General features: G+C 67.2%; 13 protein-coding genes. 7 read left to right on the top strand and 6 right to left on the bottom strand.

The window, feature by feature from the left end:
- Positions 1-3 precede the first annotated feature (3 nt).
- Both FDY95_RS14135 and FDY95_RS14130 read left to right on the top strand, forming a co-directional pair.
- Positions 4-1,161, top strand: coding sequence for an MFS transporter (locus FDY95_RS14135; protein WP_138078576.1), 1,158 nt, complete (start codon positions 4-6; stop codon positions 1,159-1,161).
- Positions 1,162-1,333: 172 nt separating this feature from the next.
- Entirely contained in the window at positions 1,334-3,037 is a 1,704-nt protein-coding gene (locus FDY95_RS14130; RefSeq protein WP_138078574.1) for a catalase, read from the top strand.
- 136 nt (positions 3,038-3,173) lie between these two features.
- On the opposite strand, the gene FDY95_RS14125 is transcribed toward FDY95_RS14130, so the two are convergent.
- Positions 3,174-4,676: a hypothetical protein gene (locus FDY95_RS14125; protein ID WP_138078572.1), complete on the bottom strand. Its 1,503-nt coding sequence runs from the start codon at positions 4,674-4,676 to the stop codon at positions 3,174-3,176.
- A 321-nt stretch (positions 4,677-4,997) separates the two neighbouring features.
- Here FDY95_RS14125 and FDY95_RS14120 point away from each other — a divergent pair, with 321 nt between their 5' ends.
- On the top strand, positions 4,998-5,297 hold the full coding sequence (locus tag FDY95_RS14120) for a hypothetical protein (RefSeq protein WP_138078570.1): 300 nt from the start codon (positions 4,998-5,000) through the stop codon (positions 5,295-5,297).
- Positions 5,294-5,965: a DAPG hydrolase family protein gene (locus FDY95_RS14115; protein WP_138078568.1), complete on the top strand. Its 672-nt coding sequence runs from the start codon at positions 5,294-5,296 to the stop codon at positions 5,963-5,965. Before FDY95_RS14120 ends, FDY95_RS14115 begins: the two co-directional genes overlap by 4 nt.
- Positions 5,966-6,034: 69 nt before the next feature.
- Here the strand turns inward: FDY95_RS14115 and FDY95_RS14110 are convergent, their stop codons facing one another.
- The 4 genes from FDY95_RS14110 to pdxH all read right to left on the bottom strand — a co-directional run bounded on the left by FDY95_RS14110 (position 6,035) and on the right by pdxH (position 10,565).
- Positions 6,035-7,738, bottom strand: coding sequence for a hypothetical protein (locus FDY95_RS14110; protein ID WP_138078566.1), 1,704 nt, complete (start codon positions 7,736-7,738; stop codon positions 6,035-6,037).
- A 41-nt stretch (positions 7,739-7,779) separates the two neighbouring features.
- Entirely contained in the window at positions 7,780-8,367 is a 588-nt protein-coding gene (locus FDY95_RS14105) for a Maf family nucleotide pyrophosphatase (protein WP_138078564.1), read from the bottom strand.
- A gap of 139 nt (positions 8,368-8,506) precedes the next feature.
- Positions 8,507-9,805, bottom strand: a complete 1,299-nt coding sequence (locus tag FDY95_RS14100) for a DUF1015 domain-containing protein (protein ID WP_138078562.1) — start codon at positions 9,803-9,805, stop codon at positions 8,507-8,509.
- Positions 9,806-9,914: 109 nt separating this feature from the next.
- A complete protein-coding gene (gene pdxH, locus FDY95_RS14095; RefSeq protein ID WP_138078560.1) occupies positions 9,915-10,565 on the bottom strand; it encodes a pyridoxamine 5'-phosphate oxidase in 651 nt (216 codons plus the stop codon).
- A gap of 270 nt (positions 10,566-10,835) precedes the next feature.
- Here pdxH and FDY95_RS14090 point away from each other — a divergent pair, with 270 nt between their 5' ends.
- The 3 genes from FDY95_RS14090 (at position 10,836) to FDY95_RS14080 (ending at position 14,851) form a co-directional block, all read left to right on the top strand.
- The gene (locus FDY95_RS14090) at positions 10,836-11,405 is read left to right on the top strand and encodes a YqgE/AlgH family protein (protein WP_138078558.1); all 570 of its coding nucleotides are present in this window, start codon (positions 10,836-10,838) and stop codon (positions 11,403-11,405) included.
- 63 nt (positions 11,406-11,468) lie between these two features.
- On the top strand, positions 11,469-14,039 hold the full coding sequence (locus FDY95_RS26970; RefSeq protein WP_138078556.1) for a DUF349 domain-containing protein: 2,571 nt from the start codon (positions 11,469-11,471) through the stop codon (positions 14,037-14,039).
- 188 nt (positions 14,040-14,227) lie between these two features.
- The gene (locus FDY95_RS14080) at positions 14,228-14,851 is read left to right on the top strand and encodes a hypothetical protein (protein WP_138078554.1); all 624 of its coding nucleotides are present in this window, start codon (positions 14,228-14,230) and stop codon (positions 14,849-14,851) included.
- Positions 14,852-14,875: 24 nt separating this feature from the next.
- Here the strand turns inward: FDY95_RS14080 and FDY95_RS14075 are convergent, their stop codons facing one another.
- A complete protein-coding gene (locus FDY95_RS14075; RefSeq protein WP_138078552.1) occupies positions 14,876-15,358 on the bottom strand; it encodes a hypothetical protein in 483 nt (160 codons plus the stop codon).
- Positions 15,359-15,572 lie beyond the last annotated feature (214 nt).

The raw sequence follows: 15,572 nt of genomic DNA, 5'->3' as shown, positions 1-15,572 counted from the left end.
CTCATGATTACGTTGGCTTTGCCGGGACAGATAACCCCGCGTACTCACCGCCTGGCGGTGGCGACCTGGTTCTTTTTGCAAGGACTCATCTTCGCGAGCTGGGCCTCGCGCATTCCCACCATTCAGCAGCGCCTGGGCCTGACCGAAGGCGACCTGGGCCTGCTGCTGCTGGCCATTCCGCTGGGGCAGCTGCCCTCGCTGCCGCTCACGGGCTGGCTGGTGCACAAGTACGGCAGCCGCCGCACGGCCCTGGCCGGCTCCATGATCTACAGCTCGGCGCTGGTGGGCCTGGGCTGGGCGCCGAGTTTGTGGCTGCTGGTGCCCTGCCTGGTGCTGTTCGGCTTTGCCAGCAACCTGATGAACATTTCCATCAACACCCAGGCGGTGGGCGTGGAAGCACTGTACCCGAAGCCCATTATGGCCTCGTTTCACGGCATGTGGAGCTTGGCGGGCTTTACCGGCGCGGCCATCGGCACGGCCATGATTGGCTGGGGCGTGCTGCCCGAATTTCACTTCCTGCTCATTCTGGCGCTGATAATGGTCGGGGCTATGCTCAGCTTCAATGGCCTGCTGCCGCACTCGGTCAGCGAAGATGCCGCCGAGCAGCCCCTGTTCGTGCTGCCCGACCGCACCCTGCTCAGCCTCGGCGCCATTGCTTTCTGCGCCCTGATCTGCGAGGGCGCCATGTTCGACTGGAGCGGGGTGTACTTCAAGAAAGTGGTGCAGGCCGACAAGGGCTGGGTGGGCGCCGGCTACACGGCCTTCATGAGCACCATGGCCCTGGGCCGCTTCGGCGCCGACTGGCTCACGGCCCGCCTTGGGCCGAGGGCCGTCATTCAGCTCAGCGGCTGCCTCACGGCGGTGGGCCTGCTGATTGCGGTGTCGTTTCCGACGCTGGGGCCGGCGCTGTTCGGCTTTATGCTGGTAGGCTTCGGCACCTCGTCGGTGGTGCCGCTGGTGTACAGCGCGGCGGGCAAGTCCACGGTTATGTCGGCCGGCATGGCCCTGGCAGCGGTTTCCACCATTGGTTTCCTGGGCTTTCTGATCGGGCCGCCCATTATCGGCCTGGTAGCGGGGGCTACCTCGCTGCGCATGTCGTACTCGCTGATTGCGGTAATGGGGCTGTGCGTGGCGGCGGTAGCCTCGAAGGCCAAATTGTAAGTAGACCGTGTAACCAACCGGGTTTCGGCCCGGGCCCGAAGCAGCGCTGCTCCGGGCCCGGGCCGGATTATTTTACGGTTAAGCCGGGTGGCTAGTGGAGAATTATTCTCCGAAAGAAAAACAGAATGGGTATCTTGGAGGTATTGCATCTACAACCTCAACCCAAACGCCCATGACCCCCGAACAGCCCAATTCTCCGCAGAACGGCCATAATGGCCACCACAACGGCAACGGCCACTCGCCCGTCGACGGCACTGGTACGGCCGTGACGGGCGCCGGCACCTCCCAGGACCGGCGCACGGCGGAGGGCGAAGGCGCCCAGACCCTGACCACCCGGCAGGGCCACCCCGTCACCAACAACCAGAACCTGCGCACCGTGGGCAACCGCGGCCCCGCGACGCTGGAAAACTACCACTTCCTGGAGAAGATGAGCCACTTCGACCGGGAGCGGGTGCCCGAGCGGGTGGTGCACGCCCGCGGCGCCGGCGCCCACGGCGTGTTCGAAGCCTACGGCAAAGTGGGCAACGAGCCCATCGAGAAGTACACCCGCGCCAAGCTGTTCAACACCGCCGGCAAGCAGACGCCGGTGTTCGTGCGCTTCAGCACGGTAATTCACGGCGGCCACTCGCCCGAGACGCTGCGCGACCCGCGCGGCTTCGCGGTGAAGTTCTACACCGAGGATGGCAACTGGGACCTGGTGGGCAACAACTTGAAGGTGTTCTTCATCCGCGACGCCATGAAGTTCCCCGACATGGTGCACTCCCTGAAGCCCGACCCGGTGACCAACCGGCAGGACGGCGGCCGCATCTTTGATTTCATGAGCAACACGCCCGAATCGGTGCACATGCTCACCTTCTTGTTTTCGCCCTGGGGCATTCCGGCCAACTACCGGCAGATGCAGGGCTCGGGCGTGAATACCTACAAGTGGGTGAACAAGGAGGGCGTGGCGCACCTGGTGAAGTACCACTGGGAGCCGCTGCAGGGCGTCAAAAACCTCACCCAGCCCGAAGCCGAGGCCATTCAGGCCAAGAACTTCAACCACGCCACCCAGGACCTCTACGACCACATCGAGCGGGGCGAATTCCCGCAGTGGGAGCTGCGCGTGCAGCTGATGAGTGACGACGAGCACCCGGAGCTGGACTTCGACCCGCTCGACGACACCAAGCTCTGGCCCGAGGACCAGTTTCCGCACCTGCCGGTGGGCATGATGACCCTGAACAAGAACCCCGAAAACTACTACGCCGAGGTGGAGCAGGTGGCCTTCGGGACCGGCGTGCTGGTCGACGGCCTGGACTTTTCGGACGACAAGATGCTGCAGGGCCGCACCTTCTCCTACTCCGATACCCAGCGTTACCGCGTGGGGACTAACTACCTGCAGCTGCCCATCAACGCCCCCAAAAAGCACGTGGCCACCAACCAGCGCGACGGGCAGATGGCCTACCACGTGGATACCGCGCCGGGCCAGAACCAGCACGTCAACTACGAGCCCAGCTCCATGAACGGGCTGAAAGAGGCCGCCAAGCCCGGCGAAGACCACACCCCGAGCTACAATGCAAAGCTGCTGCGCCAGCCCATCGACCGGCAGAACAACTTCAAGCAAGCCGGGGAGCGGTGGCGCCTGCACTCCGACGTGGAAAAGGATGACCTGATCAACAACCTGGTCGACGCCATCAGCAGCGCCGTGCCCGAGGTGCAGCAGCGCATGGTGGAGCTCTTCACCCAGTGCGACGCCGAGTACGGCCGCCGCCTGGCCGAGGGCCTGAAAGCCTTCAAAGGCAGCAACGGCCAGCAGTTTCAGGGCAACGGGCACCACAAGGCGGGCGCCGAAGCCGTGGCCCAGGCCGAGGCCGTAGCCCACGAGGCCAAGCCGTACTAGTTGTCAGTTGCGAGTTGTCAGGCGGGTGGCTACATCAACTCTGACAACTCGCAACTGACAACTCTTTATAAATCCGCTGCCGGTTGGGCTTCTCAGGAAGTCCGGCCGGCAGCGGTTTTTGCGTGTTAGGGCGCTGTTAGTTCTGGTTTTCCAGCGAATCCGGGTCGATGTAGCCCGGGCTGGGCGCCAGCACCGAATCGGTGGGCGCGGGGCCGGTCTGGGTGCCGGTCGAGTCGATGACGGCGTTGTTGAGGCGTTCTTCCAACGCCGAAGGGGCGGCTTCGGTGGGTTCGGCGGCCTGGTCGGCGGGCTCGTCCGTGGTTTCCGTGGGACTGACCTGCCGGGCTTCGCGGCGGTCCGGCGCTGGTTGGGCCCGCTCCCGATAGAGCTGCAGCAGGCCCCAGCCACCCACCAGCAGCCCGAGCACTACCACCAGCACCGCCACCGCCCGCCAGGGCTGCAGCTGCCAGGTGGAATAGCGCCGCACCCGGGGCCGGGCCACCGGCCGGGGAGCCGGCGCGGCGGCCGGTGGCGTGGGGGCAGGATGAGGCGGGGTCACGGGGGCCGGCGGAGCCGGGGCGACGGGCCGGACCTGCATCTGCTGGATGAGCACGCCGAGCTGGGCAATGCGGGCGTCCAGCTCCCGGTTGCGGGCCGCCGACTCGACGCGGGCCAGCTGCATGGCTTCGTGCAGGGCTTCTTTTTCGCGCGTCTCGGCCGCCAGGCGGGCCTGCAGCTCGGCCGTGGTGGGCGCGGCGGCGGCGGCCTGATCCAGCTGTTGCTGCAACTGCCGGATAGTGGCTTCGCGCTCCACTTCGCGGGCCGTCAGGGCCTGGGTGTGCTGGTCCAGCTCGGCGCGCACCTGCTGGCGCACTTGCTCCAAGCGCGCTTTTTCTGCGGCGCTGACGGCGGCCGGGTCGGGCTGGTAGCCGGCGTAGCCGGTGTCGGGCGGAATGTCTTCGGCCCCCAGCCAGCGCCAGAGCTGCCGGGCTTTCTGCGTCCAGAAATCGGTCGGCTGGTCTTCGGCGTCGTCGGCGGCGGAGTCGGTTCCGGCCGATTCGGCCTGCAGGTGCCGCAGCCACTGCTGCAGCGCCGCGGCGGGCAGGGCCGCGCCCGGCAGGTGCAGGCGCTGCAGGCGGCGCGGCAGGTGGGGCAGGCTGCTGAGGAGCTGAAAGTTATCGGCGCCCGACTGCGCGTTCAGGCGCGGCTCGACTTCGGAGCCGAAGGTGACGGGCTGGCTGAAGAGAGCCAGGCCGGCAATGGCCTCGGTGCGGATGGGGCCGAGGGCGGGCTGGGCGGTGAGCCAGGCCGCCAGGGCCCGCCGCTGCCGCTGAAACTGCGCGTAGGGGTTTGCGCTGCCCGCCTGCCCCGTCAGCGGCTGCCCGGCCAGCTGCCACGCGCCCTGGTTCAGGGCCGGAATGTGCAGCGGCCCGCCGCGCCCGATAAACTGCAGCAGCACGATGCCCGCCGGCCGCAGCAGCACCGCATCGAGGGCGCCGGCGTCGTCCAGCGGCAGGTTGCCCAGCAGCAGCAGCGGCTCGTCGCCGGCGGCCAGGGGCTGCAGGGTGGCGTGCAGGGCATCGAACTGCGCTTCGGCTGCAGCGTCGTCGAAAGGGGCAAACAGAAAGCTGTGCAGCATGAATGGCAAACGGAAAGGGCCCGGCAGGTGCTGGCCGGGGCTGCTAACGCCCGCCCATACGGGGCGGCGGCATAAAAGTAGGGCTCCGATCCGCTTTGGCCGGCGTCGGAGCAGCAAGACCTGGCGGCTAGGCCCGGGCGGTGCGGGGGCGGCTGGCCTGCAGGCCCCGGATTGAGCGCGGCATCACATCAAAAAGTGGCTGTTCTGACGCCAATACGCCCATTTATGCGATTGTGCCCGGTGGTTTTTCGGCGGTCCTTTGTTCCAGTCGCTGCCCCGATGGTGGGCGCGCCGCCCTGCCACTGCCCAGTCCTCCCCGCCATGAACAAGTTCGCCTTCCTGCTGCTGTTTCCCTTCGCCGCTACCCCGGCACTGCCCCCGCGCCCGGTGGCGGCTCCGGCAGCCGCTCAGGTGGTGCTGCCCGCCGCCCCGGCCGGCGACTGGTCGACCGAGGCCTGCTGGCGGGCACGCGGTGGCCGAGGCCCGGCAGCCACGCGGCCCTCGGCCATTCGGGCGCTGGCCCGGCTGCTGCGGGCCTACGCCGAGCCGGCGCGGCCCGCAGCGGCAACGCTGGTGGCGGTTGGGGCACCTCTGCCCGTCTTTGCAAATCACTACCTATGAGCTGGTCCCTGTTGCCGCCCCGCCCGTTGGCCGGGCCCCTGAAACCCCTGCATTCCGCCCAAACCACGTTTCGGCGGCTGCCTCGCGGCTCGTTCGAGCTGACCATTGCCCACGACACGGTACGTGGGGTGACGCCCGCCATGCTGGAATGGTGGTTTCGCCACATCGGGGAGCCGATGCAGTACCAGGGGCAGCAATACCCGCGCTACCTCGTCTGGCACCCCGTCGACCACATTCACTGGGCCCTGGCCCGGCCCGACGCCCACGGCGGGGCCGGCGTGGGCAGCCGTTTTCGCATCGTGGAGGCCTTCGGCGGCGACGCGCGGCAGCTGGTCGACAGCACCGAGGACGTGGTCAAGCTCGATTCGACCGGTATCCGCTTGGTGCGCCGCGTGCTGGGCGTGGAGGTCTTCAGCCTGGAGCACTGGTTTGCGGCAGGGGCGGAGGGCACGCGCTACACCTCGCGCATGCAGGTGGGTCACGAAAGCCGCCTGGGCCAGTTCGTGCTCAATCCGCTGCTGCAGCGCCGGGTGTTCACGGCGCGCATGGGCTACGCCTGGCTGCGGCACAACGTGGAGGAAGTCGGCAATTTCGAGCAGTTCCTGCCGGCCCTCTACGCGACTGAGCACGCCGCCGCTGCGCGCGGGCTGGTTGCCGCTGGTGGCTAGAAACGAGTGGGCAGTTTGCCCGATCAACGCGGGCAAATCGGGGCAAGGGGCTTCTAATGGCCTCCGCTGCTACCGGGGCGTCGGCCAGCGGTAGATGCGAATGTCCTCGTTCTCGAAAACGACGGGCAGCGGAATCCGAAACTTGCGGTATTGCTCCTTATCCAGCAGGTAAAACTGGTACCGCGCCCCCGGTTCGGCAGCGGTGGCGGCATCGATGCGCAGCCCGGTATGATTGGTCTGGCTGAAAAACTGCAGGTACAGTTGGTAGTGGGGTGCTTCAACCAGCACGCGGCGGGCACCGTGGGCCCGCAGCCAGGCGTAGGAGTGCGTCACCCGCTCGTTGCGGGCCGCTTCCTGAGTGGCACGGCGCTGAAACAGCAGTACGGCCACGCCGGCCCAGGCCAGCACCGGCAGCGCTACGCTCAGTACCGGCCGCCGCCGTAGCGCCGCCAGCGGCGGCCAGCGCAGGCCCGTTTCGAGAAGTAGAGCCGCCAGCAGAAACAGGAAGAACACCCGGTACGACAGCACCCGCGCCGGCGGGTACACGCCCCGCAGCAGCAGCGGCAGGTAGGGTAGCCACAGCAGGCCCAGCGCCAACAGTACCAGCGGCAGCAGCGCCCGCTGCCGGTAGCCGAGCAGCAGACCTGCCAGGCTGAGGCCGCCGACCACCGCCAGCCCCAGCGGCCCGGCGCCGAGCAGCTGTCCCTCGGTGCGTGCGAGGAAGTCTAGGGCCGTCAGGCCGGCCGTGTAGCCGGCGCCGGGCGCCACGTAGCCATTGGCCAGCAGCGCCCGCGGCCCCGATACCAGCAGCACCGGCGCGTAGAGCAGCGCCGCCGCGCCGCCCACGACCATGCCCGCCAGCCCGAGCGACCAAAGTCGCGCCGGGCGTTGCTGCCACAGGAAGTCAGCGGCCAGCCCCGCCAGCAGGCTGCCGAATACGAGCAGGTACGAGGGCATGGCGTACAGCCCGACAACGCTGCTGCCCACCAGCAGCGCCCAGGCCAGGCGCGGCCGCATCGGGCGCCGCAGCAGCGTGAGCACCGCCAGAAAGCCCAGCTGCGCGCACACCGCCAGCAGAAAATACCCCCGGCCCACCACCGACTGAAACAGGGCGTAGGGGAAGAAGCCGAACAGGAAAACCGTCAGCGCCGCCACGCGGAAGTTCACGTGGCGCAGCAGCAACAGGCCCACCCCGGCCGTGCCCAGCGCGCTGAGGAGAAAGGTGGGCAGGCGCGTCGCCCAGTAGAAATTCGGGCTGACCAGGCTAAACAGCCAGCAAATCAGGCTGTAGCCGATGTGGTTGTTCGGAATAGGGTAGAAGCTGACGGCGGCCAGCCCACCTGCGCGCACGAAGCTCAGGTAGGTCACCACTTCGTCGCCGTAGAGGGGGTAGCGCAGCAGGTAGTAGCTGCGCACCAGCAGCAGGGCGCCGAAGAGCAGCAGGGCGGTGCGGCGCTCGGCCGGGCGCAGCCGCCGCCAGGGCGCCAGCAGGGGCGGGGCCGCGCGCCATTCCCGATGCAGCGCGGCCAGCTCTCGGTACAGACGGCCGCGTCGGCGCCATTGCCAGAGCAGCACGGTGCTGCCTAGCAGCGTCAGGCCGAGCCAGGCCAGCTTGGCTTGCGCGTAGCCGGCGGGCGTGAGCGGGATGGGCAGGTAACGAAACGTCGCGTCGTGGTAGCGCACGTGGCGCAGGTGCGCTACATCGGCGTAGTGGCTCAGGCCGAAAATCAGGCCGGGGCCAAGGCAGATGGCCAGCACCAGCAGCAGCCCCATTGCTAGGAAAAAGGCTGGCCGGGGCGACGCGGCGGGCCGGCTCATGCGCCGGGCAACAGCTGCCCGCCGGTGAGCCGCTGCAGCTCTTCCCACACGCGGTGCACCGGCAGGCCCATCACGTTGAAGTAGGAGCCTTCCAGCCGCGTCACGGCCACCAGCCCGATCCAGTCCTGGGCGCCGTAGGCGCCGGCTTTGTCGAGGGGGCGGTAATGCTGCACGTAGTGGCGGATTTCGGCCTCCGTGAGCGGGCGGAAATGCACCCGCGTCTGATCCGAAAACACCACCTGCTGCCCCTCGCCGGTGAGCAGGCACACGCCGGTGTACACGTCGTGGGCGCGGCCCTGCAGCAAGGTGAGCATGCGCACGGCGTCCTCGTCGTCCACCGGCTTGTTGAGCACCTGCTCGTCGAGGCACACGATGGTGTCGGCCGTCAGCAGCACCTCACCGGGCCGCAGATCGGCACGGTAGGCGCTGGCTTTGTGGGCGGCCAGGTACTCGGCCACTGCGGCCCGCTGCAGCTCCGGCGGGTACGTCTCATCGACTTCCTTCAGCCGTACTTCGTAGCTCAGGCCGAGGTCAGTCAGCAACTGGCGGCGGCGCGGCGAGTTGGAGGCGAGAATCAGGCGCATATTCGTTAGATGAGTAGATGTCAGGTGAGTAAATGAGTAGATGGGCAGGAAACAGAAGCCGTGGAATTAGTGGCAGGCAATTTTTTCGCAGCCAGAGGGGCCGTTATCCACTCATCTGCTCAGCCAGCACCTACTCATCCTAAAGCAGCCCCACCGGCTCGTCGTCGCGGATGCTGGTGAAGAGCAGGCCGCCGAGGGTTTTGGGGTAGAAAAAGGTTGATTTCGGGGGCATCACGGCACCGGAATGGCACACGCGCTCCACCTCGTCCATGGTCACCTCGTTGGTGATGAGCACGGCGCGGGCCTCGCCCGAATCCACGCGCTGCAGGCCCTCGGCGAAGTTGCGTACGTAGGTCACGCCCGGCCATTGCCGCTGCGCATCGATGCCCACGATGCCCAAGGCGCGCTCCAGCACGAAGTAGTGCAGCACCGTCAGATCCAGCTGCTTCACCTCCGGGGTGGTGTCCCAGTCGAGCTGCTGGTGCACTTCGGGGCGCAGGCGCAGCTTGTAGGGCAGCCCGCCCAGGTACAGCCCGAAGGCCCAGGGCTTGCCGGCTATGACCTCGGGCAGATCAAACGCGTCGTCCTTGGGCGTGACCACGAAGTACGGCTCCAGCCGGACCAGGAACTCCGCGTCCGTGAGCCCGCCGGGCAGCTCCAGCAGCAGGCGGTGCGTGGGCAGGATGCGCAAATCGTCCGAGGCCGCGTTGGTGAGGTACATCAGGTGGTAATGCCAGGGCTCGGCGCCGGTGTGCTGCGGGTTGGCCGCCATGCGGGCCTGCCGATACGCCAGGGAGCCTTCGTAGCGGTGGTGCCCGTCGGCGAGGATGACCTGCCGCTCGGCCAGCAGCCGCTGAAACCGCTGAATCACCCCGGCGTCCTGAATCACGGCCAGCACGTCGCGCACACCCTGGTAGTCCTCGGTTTCAAACAGCGGGTCCTCAATGGCCTCGTCGAGGTAGCGCTCCAGCTCGTGGGCGTCGTCGCGGTAGAGGCCGTGGGTGGCGCTGGTCTGAAACTGGGTGCGCGCCAGCAGCTCGGCCCGGTCGTTGACGGCCGCCGGCAGCGTGTTTTCGTGGCGCAGTACCACGTTTTCGGCCCAGTCGTAGGCCCGGATGTGGCACATGAAGCCCTTGCGCACGTACTCGCGCGCACTGCCCGGCAGGCGGAAATACTGGTAGTAGGCGTAGATGCCCGGCAGCGCGTCCTGCAGCAGCACCCCCGACTGCTCCCACTCGGTAAGGCGGCGCAGCGCCTCGCCGGCCGGGTCGGGCCCGGGCCGCGGCACCGAGAGGTGGATGCTGTTGAGCGGGTTGCGGTACAGCGCCTCGCGCTGCTTCGCCGACACCACGTCGAACAAGGGCGACACGTAATCGTCGATGCGCTGGCTCAGCTCCGGGTTGTAGCGCCAGGCGCGCACGGGTTGAATTTCGGCCATTTTATAATTAACAATGAAGAATTAATAATTAACAATGAAAGAATTAGGGAGGCGTCGGTAAGCCAATCTCCCAATTATTAATTCTTCATTCTTAATTATTAATTAAGTCTCACGGCGCCAGCCGGCTGCGCTGCCAGCCGTCGTCGGTTTTGTCGTACACCAGCCGGTCGTGCAGGCGCGAGGGGCGGCCCTGCCAGAATTCGATGCGGCTGGGGCGCAGCACGTAGCCACCCCAGTGCGGGGGGCGCGGCAGCGGGTCCTGCCCCGCGAAGCGCTGCTCCACGTCCTGCTCGCGCCGTTCCAGCTCGTGCCGGCTGCCGATAACCTGGCTTTGGGGCGAGGCCCAGGCGCCCACCTGCGAGCCGTGCGGCCGGCTCTGGAAGTACTCCGTTGAGACGGTTTCAGCGGCTTTTTCCACCGTGCCTTCCACCCGCACCTGTCGCTCCAGCGCCGGCCAGAAGAAAGTCAGCGCGGCCTTGGGGTCGGCGGCCAGCTCCTGGCCCTTGCGCGAGTCGTAGTTGGTGAAAAAGAGGAACCCGGCCTCGTCGGGCAGGCCCTTCAGCAGCACGATGCGGGCCGAGGGCTGCCCGTCGGGCGCCACCGTGCTCAGCGTCATGGCCGTGGGCTCGTCCACCTTAGCCTGCAGGGCTTCGTCGAGCCAGCGGCGAAACTGGCGCAGGGCATCGAGGTCGGCGGCGGCTTCGTCCAGCTCGTGCTGGGCGTAGGTTTTGCGTAGGTCGGCGAGGTTTTGGTCTTGCATCGGGCGGCGGCAACAGGTTCGGGCGCAAAAGTAGGCGCAATTTGCGGGGCGCCGACGCGTTTGCCGTGCACTGCCCGTGGTTCGGGGGCGATAAACCAGCGGAGCCCGCGGTAGTTGGCAAACGCAAGGCCGCCGCGAATGGAACCTGCGGGGCCGTGCCCAACGTAGAGGTAAAGCCCCCATCAACTTGCCGGGCCCGATTCTTCGCGCATCTTTGCGCGGCCTGCGGGCGTCAGTGGTCCTATCGTTCACCCTTATTTCGCCTTCGTCATGGCCACCAATCTGCGCAGCGGTAGCCTTCTGATATCGCAGCCTTTCCTGGGCGACCCGAACTTCGAGCGGTCGGTGGTGCTGCTGTGCCGCCACGACGAAGAAGATGGCACGTTTGGGCTGATGCTCAACCGCCCGACCACCGTGCGCCTGGGCGACGCGATGAGCCTGCCCGGCGGCGACGAGCACCCGGCCGCCACGCTGCCCCTGCACGTGGGCGGCCCCGTGCAGCCCGATACCCTGCACTACCTGCACCAGCGCCCCGACCTGCCCGGCGCCGAGCCCCTGGCCGAAGATGTGTACTGGGGCGGCGACTTTGAGATGCTGCTCGGCCTTATCGCGGCCGGCGAATTGACGGAGAACAACTTGCGCCTGTACGTCGGCTATTCGGGCTGGACGGCGGGCCAGCTGGCCGGCGAAGTGCAGGAAAAGACTTGGATAGTGCACCCGAATGCTGCCGGGAAAGTGTTTACTTTGACCACCGATGCCTTCTGGCAAGCCATTTTGCGCGAGAAAGGCGGGCGCTACCGCGTGCTGTCGAACTACCCCCTGGACCCGCGCCTGAACTGATTATGTAGCCTGCCCGGCCCGCCGCTGTTGCGGCCCGTCGGGTGGGTTTGTCGAGAGAGAACCATGCAACCGGAGAACGAAACCCCCAACCGCCCCGAGTCGAACCAGGATAATCCCATGAGCATCCTGGAGCGCCGGCTGGCCGAAATCGCGCAGTCCCGCCAGCAAGGCGGCCCCGCTGCCGATGCCCCTGCTGACTCGCAACCCCAACCCGCCACCGCCCCGGCCCAGCCGGCTGCCGCCGCGCCAGCCGAAGTACCGGCCGCCGCCGCGCCTGAGGTACCCACCGCGGCCGCCCGGCCCGACGTGGAAGCGGCTGCTTCGCCCTCGGCCCAGCCGGCCGCCGCTCCCAGCCCGGCCGTAGCCGCGGAGGACATTACCGAACACGCCGACCACAGCGCGCCGGCCGCCATCGACCCGACGGCGGAGCCCGGCACGGCCGGTACCGAGCCGACGCCGGTGGTACCGGCTGAAGCCAGCGTGGCTACGGCCGAAGCAGCTTCGAGCGACGCTGCAGCTGACTACGGGCAATCGGCAGCTAATAAGGCGTTTGCCGAGCAGCAGCAAGTCGAAGTTGCCCAGGCTGATTCCCCGTCGGCGGCCCAGCAGCGTGCCGAAGAGCACTACGGCAACGAAGGCCCCGGCGCCGTGGCCCAGGCTTCGGAAACCAACCCGCCCGTACCCGCCATTCAGCCCGACGTGACGCCGGCCCCGGCCACCGAGCCCGCTGCCGTAACGCTGCCCGCGCAGCCCCTGGCTTCGGCCGAGGCGCTGGAAGATGCCCCCGCTCCGCTGGCCGCCCTGCCAACTTCCAATAATGAGTCGGCCGCCGAGGCGGCTCACGCCGCCGAGCACGTTGCCCCGCACCATGAGGACGACGAGGACTACGTGCCCGAAACCCCGGCCCCGGACTTCGCCAAGCTCGACCAGCCCGCCCAGGGTGCCTACCTGCTGGAGCTGCTGCGCCGCCCCGACGCGCGCCAGAACCGCCGCCAGATTCTTGACCTGCACCGCCAGTACGAGCAGGGTGTGGGCTCGGAGCGCGGCACGGCCCGTCAGCGCTTCACCGAAGCCGGCAACAACGCCGAGGACTTCAGCTTCAGCGGCCCCGAGCACTACGCCGAGGTGACCCGCGCCATGCAGGACTACCGCGACGCCCGCGTGCGCGACGCTCGCAACGAGGACGAGCAGCGCGCCAAGAACCTGGCCCACAAGCAGCACCTCCTCTCGCAGCTGCGCCAGTTGGTGGAGTCGGCCGAAACCAAGGACTCGTCGGCCCGCATCAAGACCCTGCAGGCCGAGTGGAAGGCCACCGGCCCGGTGCCGCAGCAGCAGTCGCAGGAGCTGTGGAACAGCTACCACGCCCTACTCGACATCTACTACAACAACCGCGGCTTGTTCTTCGAAATGAAGGAGCTGGACCGCCGCCGCAACCTCGAAGCCAAGGAGGCGCTGATCAAGCGCGCCGAGGATTTGGTGCAGCAACCGAGCATCAACAAGGCCCTCACGGAGCTGCGCCAGCTGCACGAGGAATGGAAGGGCGTGGGCCCGGTGCCCAACGAGATGCGCGAGCCGCTGTGGCAGCGCTTCCTGCAGGCTTCGGAGCAGGTGCACAACCGCAAGCGCGCCTTCGTGGACGCGCGCTCGGCCCAGGAAAACGCCAACCTGCAGCGCAAGCAGGAGTTGCTGGCCCAGATTCTGCCCTTCGGCGACTTCAAGACCGAGCGGGTGAACGAGTGGCGCGCCAAGACCGATGAGCTGCAGACGCTGAAGGAGCAGTGGGACGCCGCCGGTCTGGTGCCGCGCAGCCAGGCCGAAACCATGAACAAGCAGTTCTGGGCTTCCTACAAAGGCTTCTTCCAGCACAAGAACCAGTTCTTCAAGGCTCTCGACGAGGAGAAAAACCGCAACCTGAAGGCCAAAATCGCGCTGTGCGAGCAGGCCGAGGCCGCGCTGGAAAACCCGAACTGGGAGGAAGGCCGCGAGGTCGTCATCCGGGTGCAGAAGGAGTGGAAGAATATCGGCCGCGTGCCCGAAAAGCAGTCGGATAAGATCTGGCACCGCTTCCGCACCGCCTGCGACTCGTTCTTCGAGCGGAAGCAGACCGAAACGCGCCAGCGCGAGCAGCACCAGCAGCAGCTCTCTCAGGACCAGGCCGCCCGCCTCGATAGCGTGGCCTCGCACATCGCGACGCTCTCGGAGGATAACCCTGGCACCCAGGAAGGACTGCAGGCCCTGGTGGCCGAGTGGAGCCAGAGCGAACTGCCGCAGCAGGGCCGCCGCGGCGGCAGCGGCGCCCAGGCCGAGGAGAAATTCCTGGAGCTGATAAGCAAGTACATCGACACCATTCCGGGGCTGACCTACGTGGAGCGCGACGAGCAGCGCTTCCAACTGGAGGTGCAGCGCCTGAAGTCGAACCCCGAGGCCCAGCAGCTGCTCTACCGCAAGGAGCAGAACCTGCGCCGCGACATCAACGAGCTGGAAAACGACGTGGCCACGCTGCAGACCAACCTGGACTTCTTCGCCCGCTCGAAGAATGCTGGCCAGCTGCGCGAGGAGTACCAGGGCCGCATCGACGAGGCCAAGGTGCGCATCGAGCGGCTCAAGCGCCAGCTGCGCGTGGTGCGTAGCTAAGGCTGGTAACGCAATAAGAAAAAGGCCCCGCAGCTTGCTGCGGGGCCTTTTTTATGGTTTAGGGGCAAACTACTGCGGTCAACGGCAGTGCAAATGATGACTGATTTTTTGCCAGGCAATCGACGGCTCAGTACCAGAGCAGCTATACCTTTGAAAGCGTGTCATGAGGCCGCCTTATTCTTCCGTCAATGATTTTTTTTGGTACGAACGGTTCGCACGTGCGGACGGAACCGCTGCCCGGGGTGGCCTGTCCGGCCTGTCACACGGCCAACCAGCTGCGCGTAAGCATTTTCAGCCGCTACGTGCACCTTTACTGGATTCCGGTGCTGCCCTACAGCAAGCCCGCCGTGGTGCAGTGCCAGCAGTGTCAGGCCACTTGGGAATTTGGCAAGATTCCGGCGGAAGCCGACGCCGTGAAGCAGGCCGTCCGCGCCCGGAAAGCCGCCACGCGGGCTCCGTGGTGGCAGTGGTCGGGGGCGGTGCTGCTGGCCATGGGCATTGCCTGGGCGGCCATCTTCACCATCCGCAAAGCCCAGAACAGTGACGCCTTCCTGGCGGCGCCGCGCGTGGGCGACATCTACACCGTGCGCGACGACTCCACCCAGAACTACTCGCTGCTGAAAGTGGTGCGGGCCCAGGCCAACACGGTGGGCGTGGTGGCCAATGCCTACGAAACGGACGACTCGCACCCCCTGCGCAAACTCAACCTGCCCGGCAACTTCAGCAAGGAGCCGTTCACGCTCACGCAGCTGGATTTGCGGAGCATGAAAAACAAAGGCCAGCTGACTGACGTCGACCGCATCGAGGAGTAGGCTGCGGGTGCAAGGCTGACCAGGCTACAGATTCGCCGGGAGCAGGCCGTTGAGCTGCCGGTAGAGCACCCGGGCGCAGTGCGGGGCGGTGGTGTCGGCGGCGCCCCAGGCCAGGTGCACGCTCTGGCCAGCTTCGGTGTAGCCTTCCAGAAAGTAGTAGTGCTGACCCGGCTGCTCAAAGCCCAGGCTGTCGTCCGGCAGCGCATCGAAGCGGCGCAGCGCGGCCCGGGCCTGAGCGGGGCCTACGCGCAGCGCCGCTACCGGCGTGCCGGGCCGCAGCCCGATGCCCGCCTGGGTGAGTAGCACGCCGTCGGCTTGCAGGGTGTAGGTGGTGCGGTGGCCGGAATAGCGGCTGCCGTAGCCGAACTGCAGCTGGCGCACGGCGGGGGCGGCGGCCGGGGTGGGCGTGGGGCCGCTGAAGGCGTGGCGCTGGCAGCCCGCCGTGGGGCCGAGCAGCAAACTGGCGCTGAGCAGGGCCAGCAGGGAAGTAGCGAAGTTGGTTTTCATAGCGCAGAAAGGGCAGGAGCAGCGTCGCCCATCAGTCTGATGGCGACGAATGCAAAGGTCTTGTGCGCTGACGTACAGCTCAATGCCACGATGATGTGGCGCTGATCCGGGGTTGATTGGAGTTTGCCGGGCTGCCCGGCCGCGGCCCCGGGAAATCGTCCGGCCGCGGCCCCGATGATGTGAGCTGCCGGGGAGTTAATCTGCGGCTCCGCGC

This window comes from Hymenobacter jeollabukensis (assembly GCF_005771675.1).
In the GTDB taxonomy this organism is placed as follows: Bacteria; Bacteroidota; Bacteroidia; order Cytophagales; family Hymenobacteraceae; genus Solirubrum; species Solirubrum jeollabukense.
This window is presented reverse-complemented; position numbering and strand designations above follow the sequence as displayed.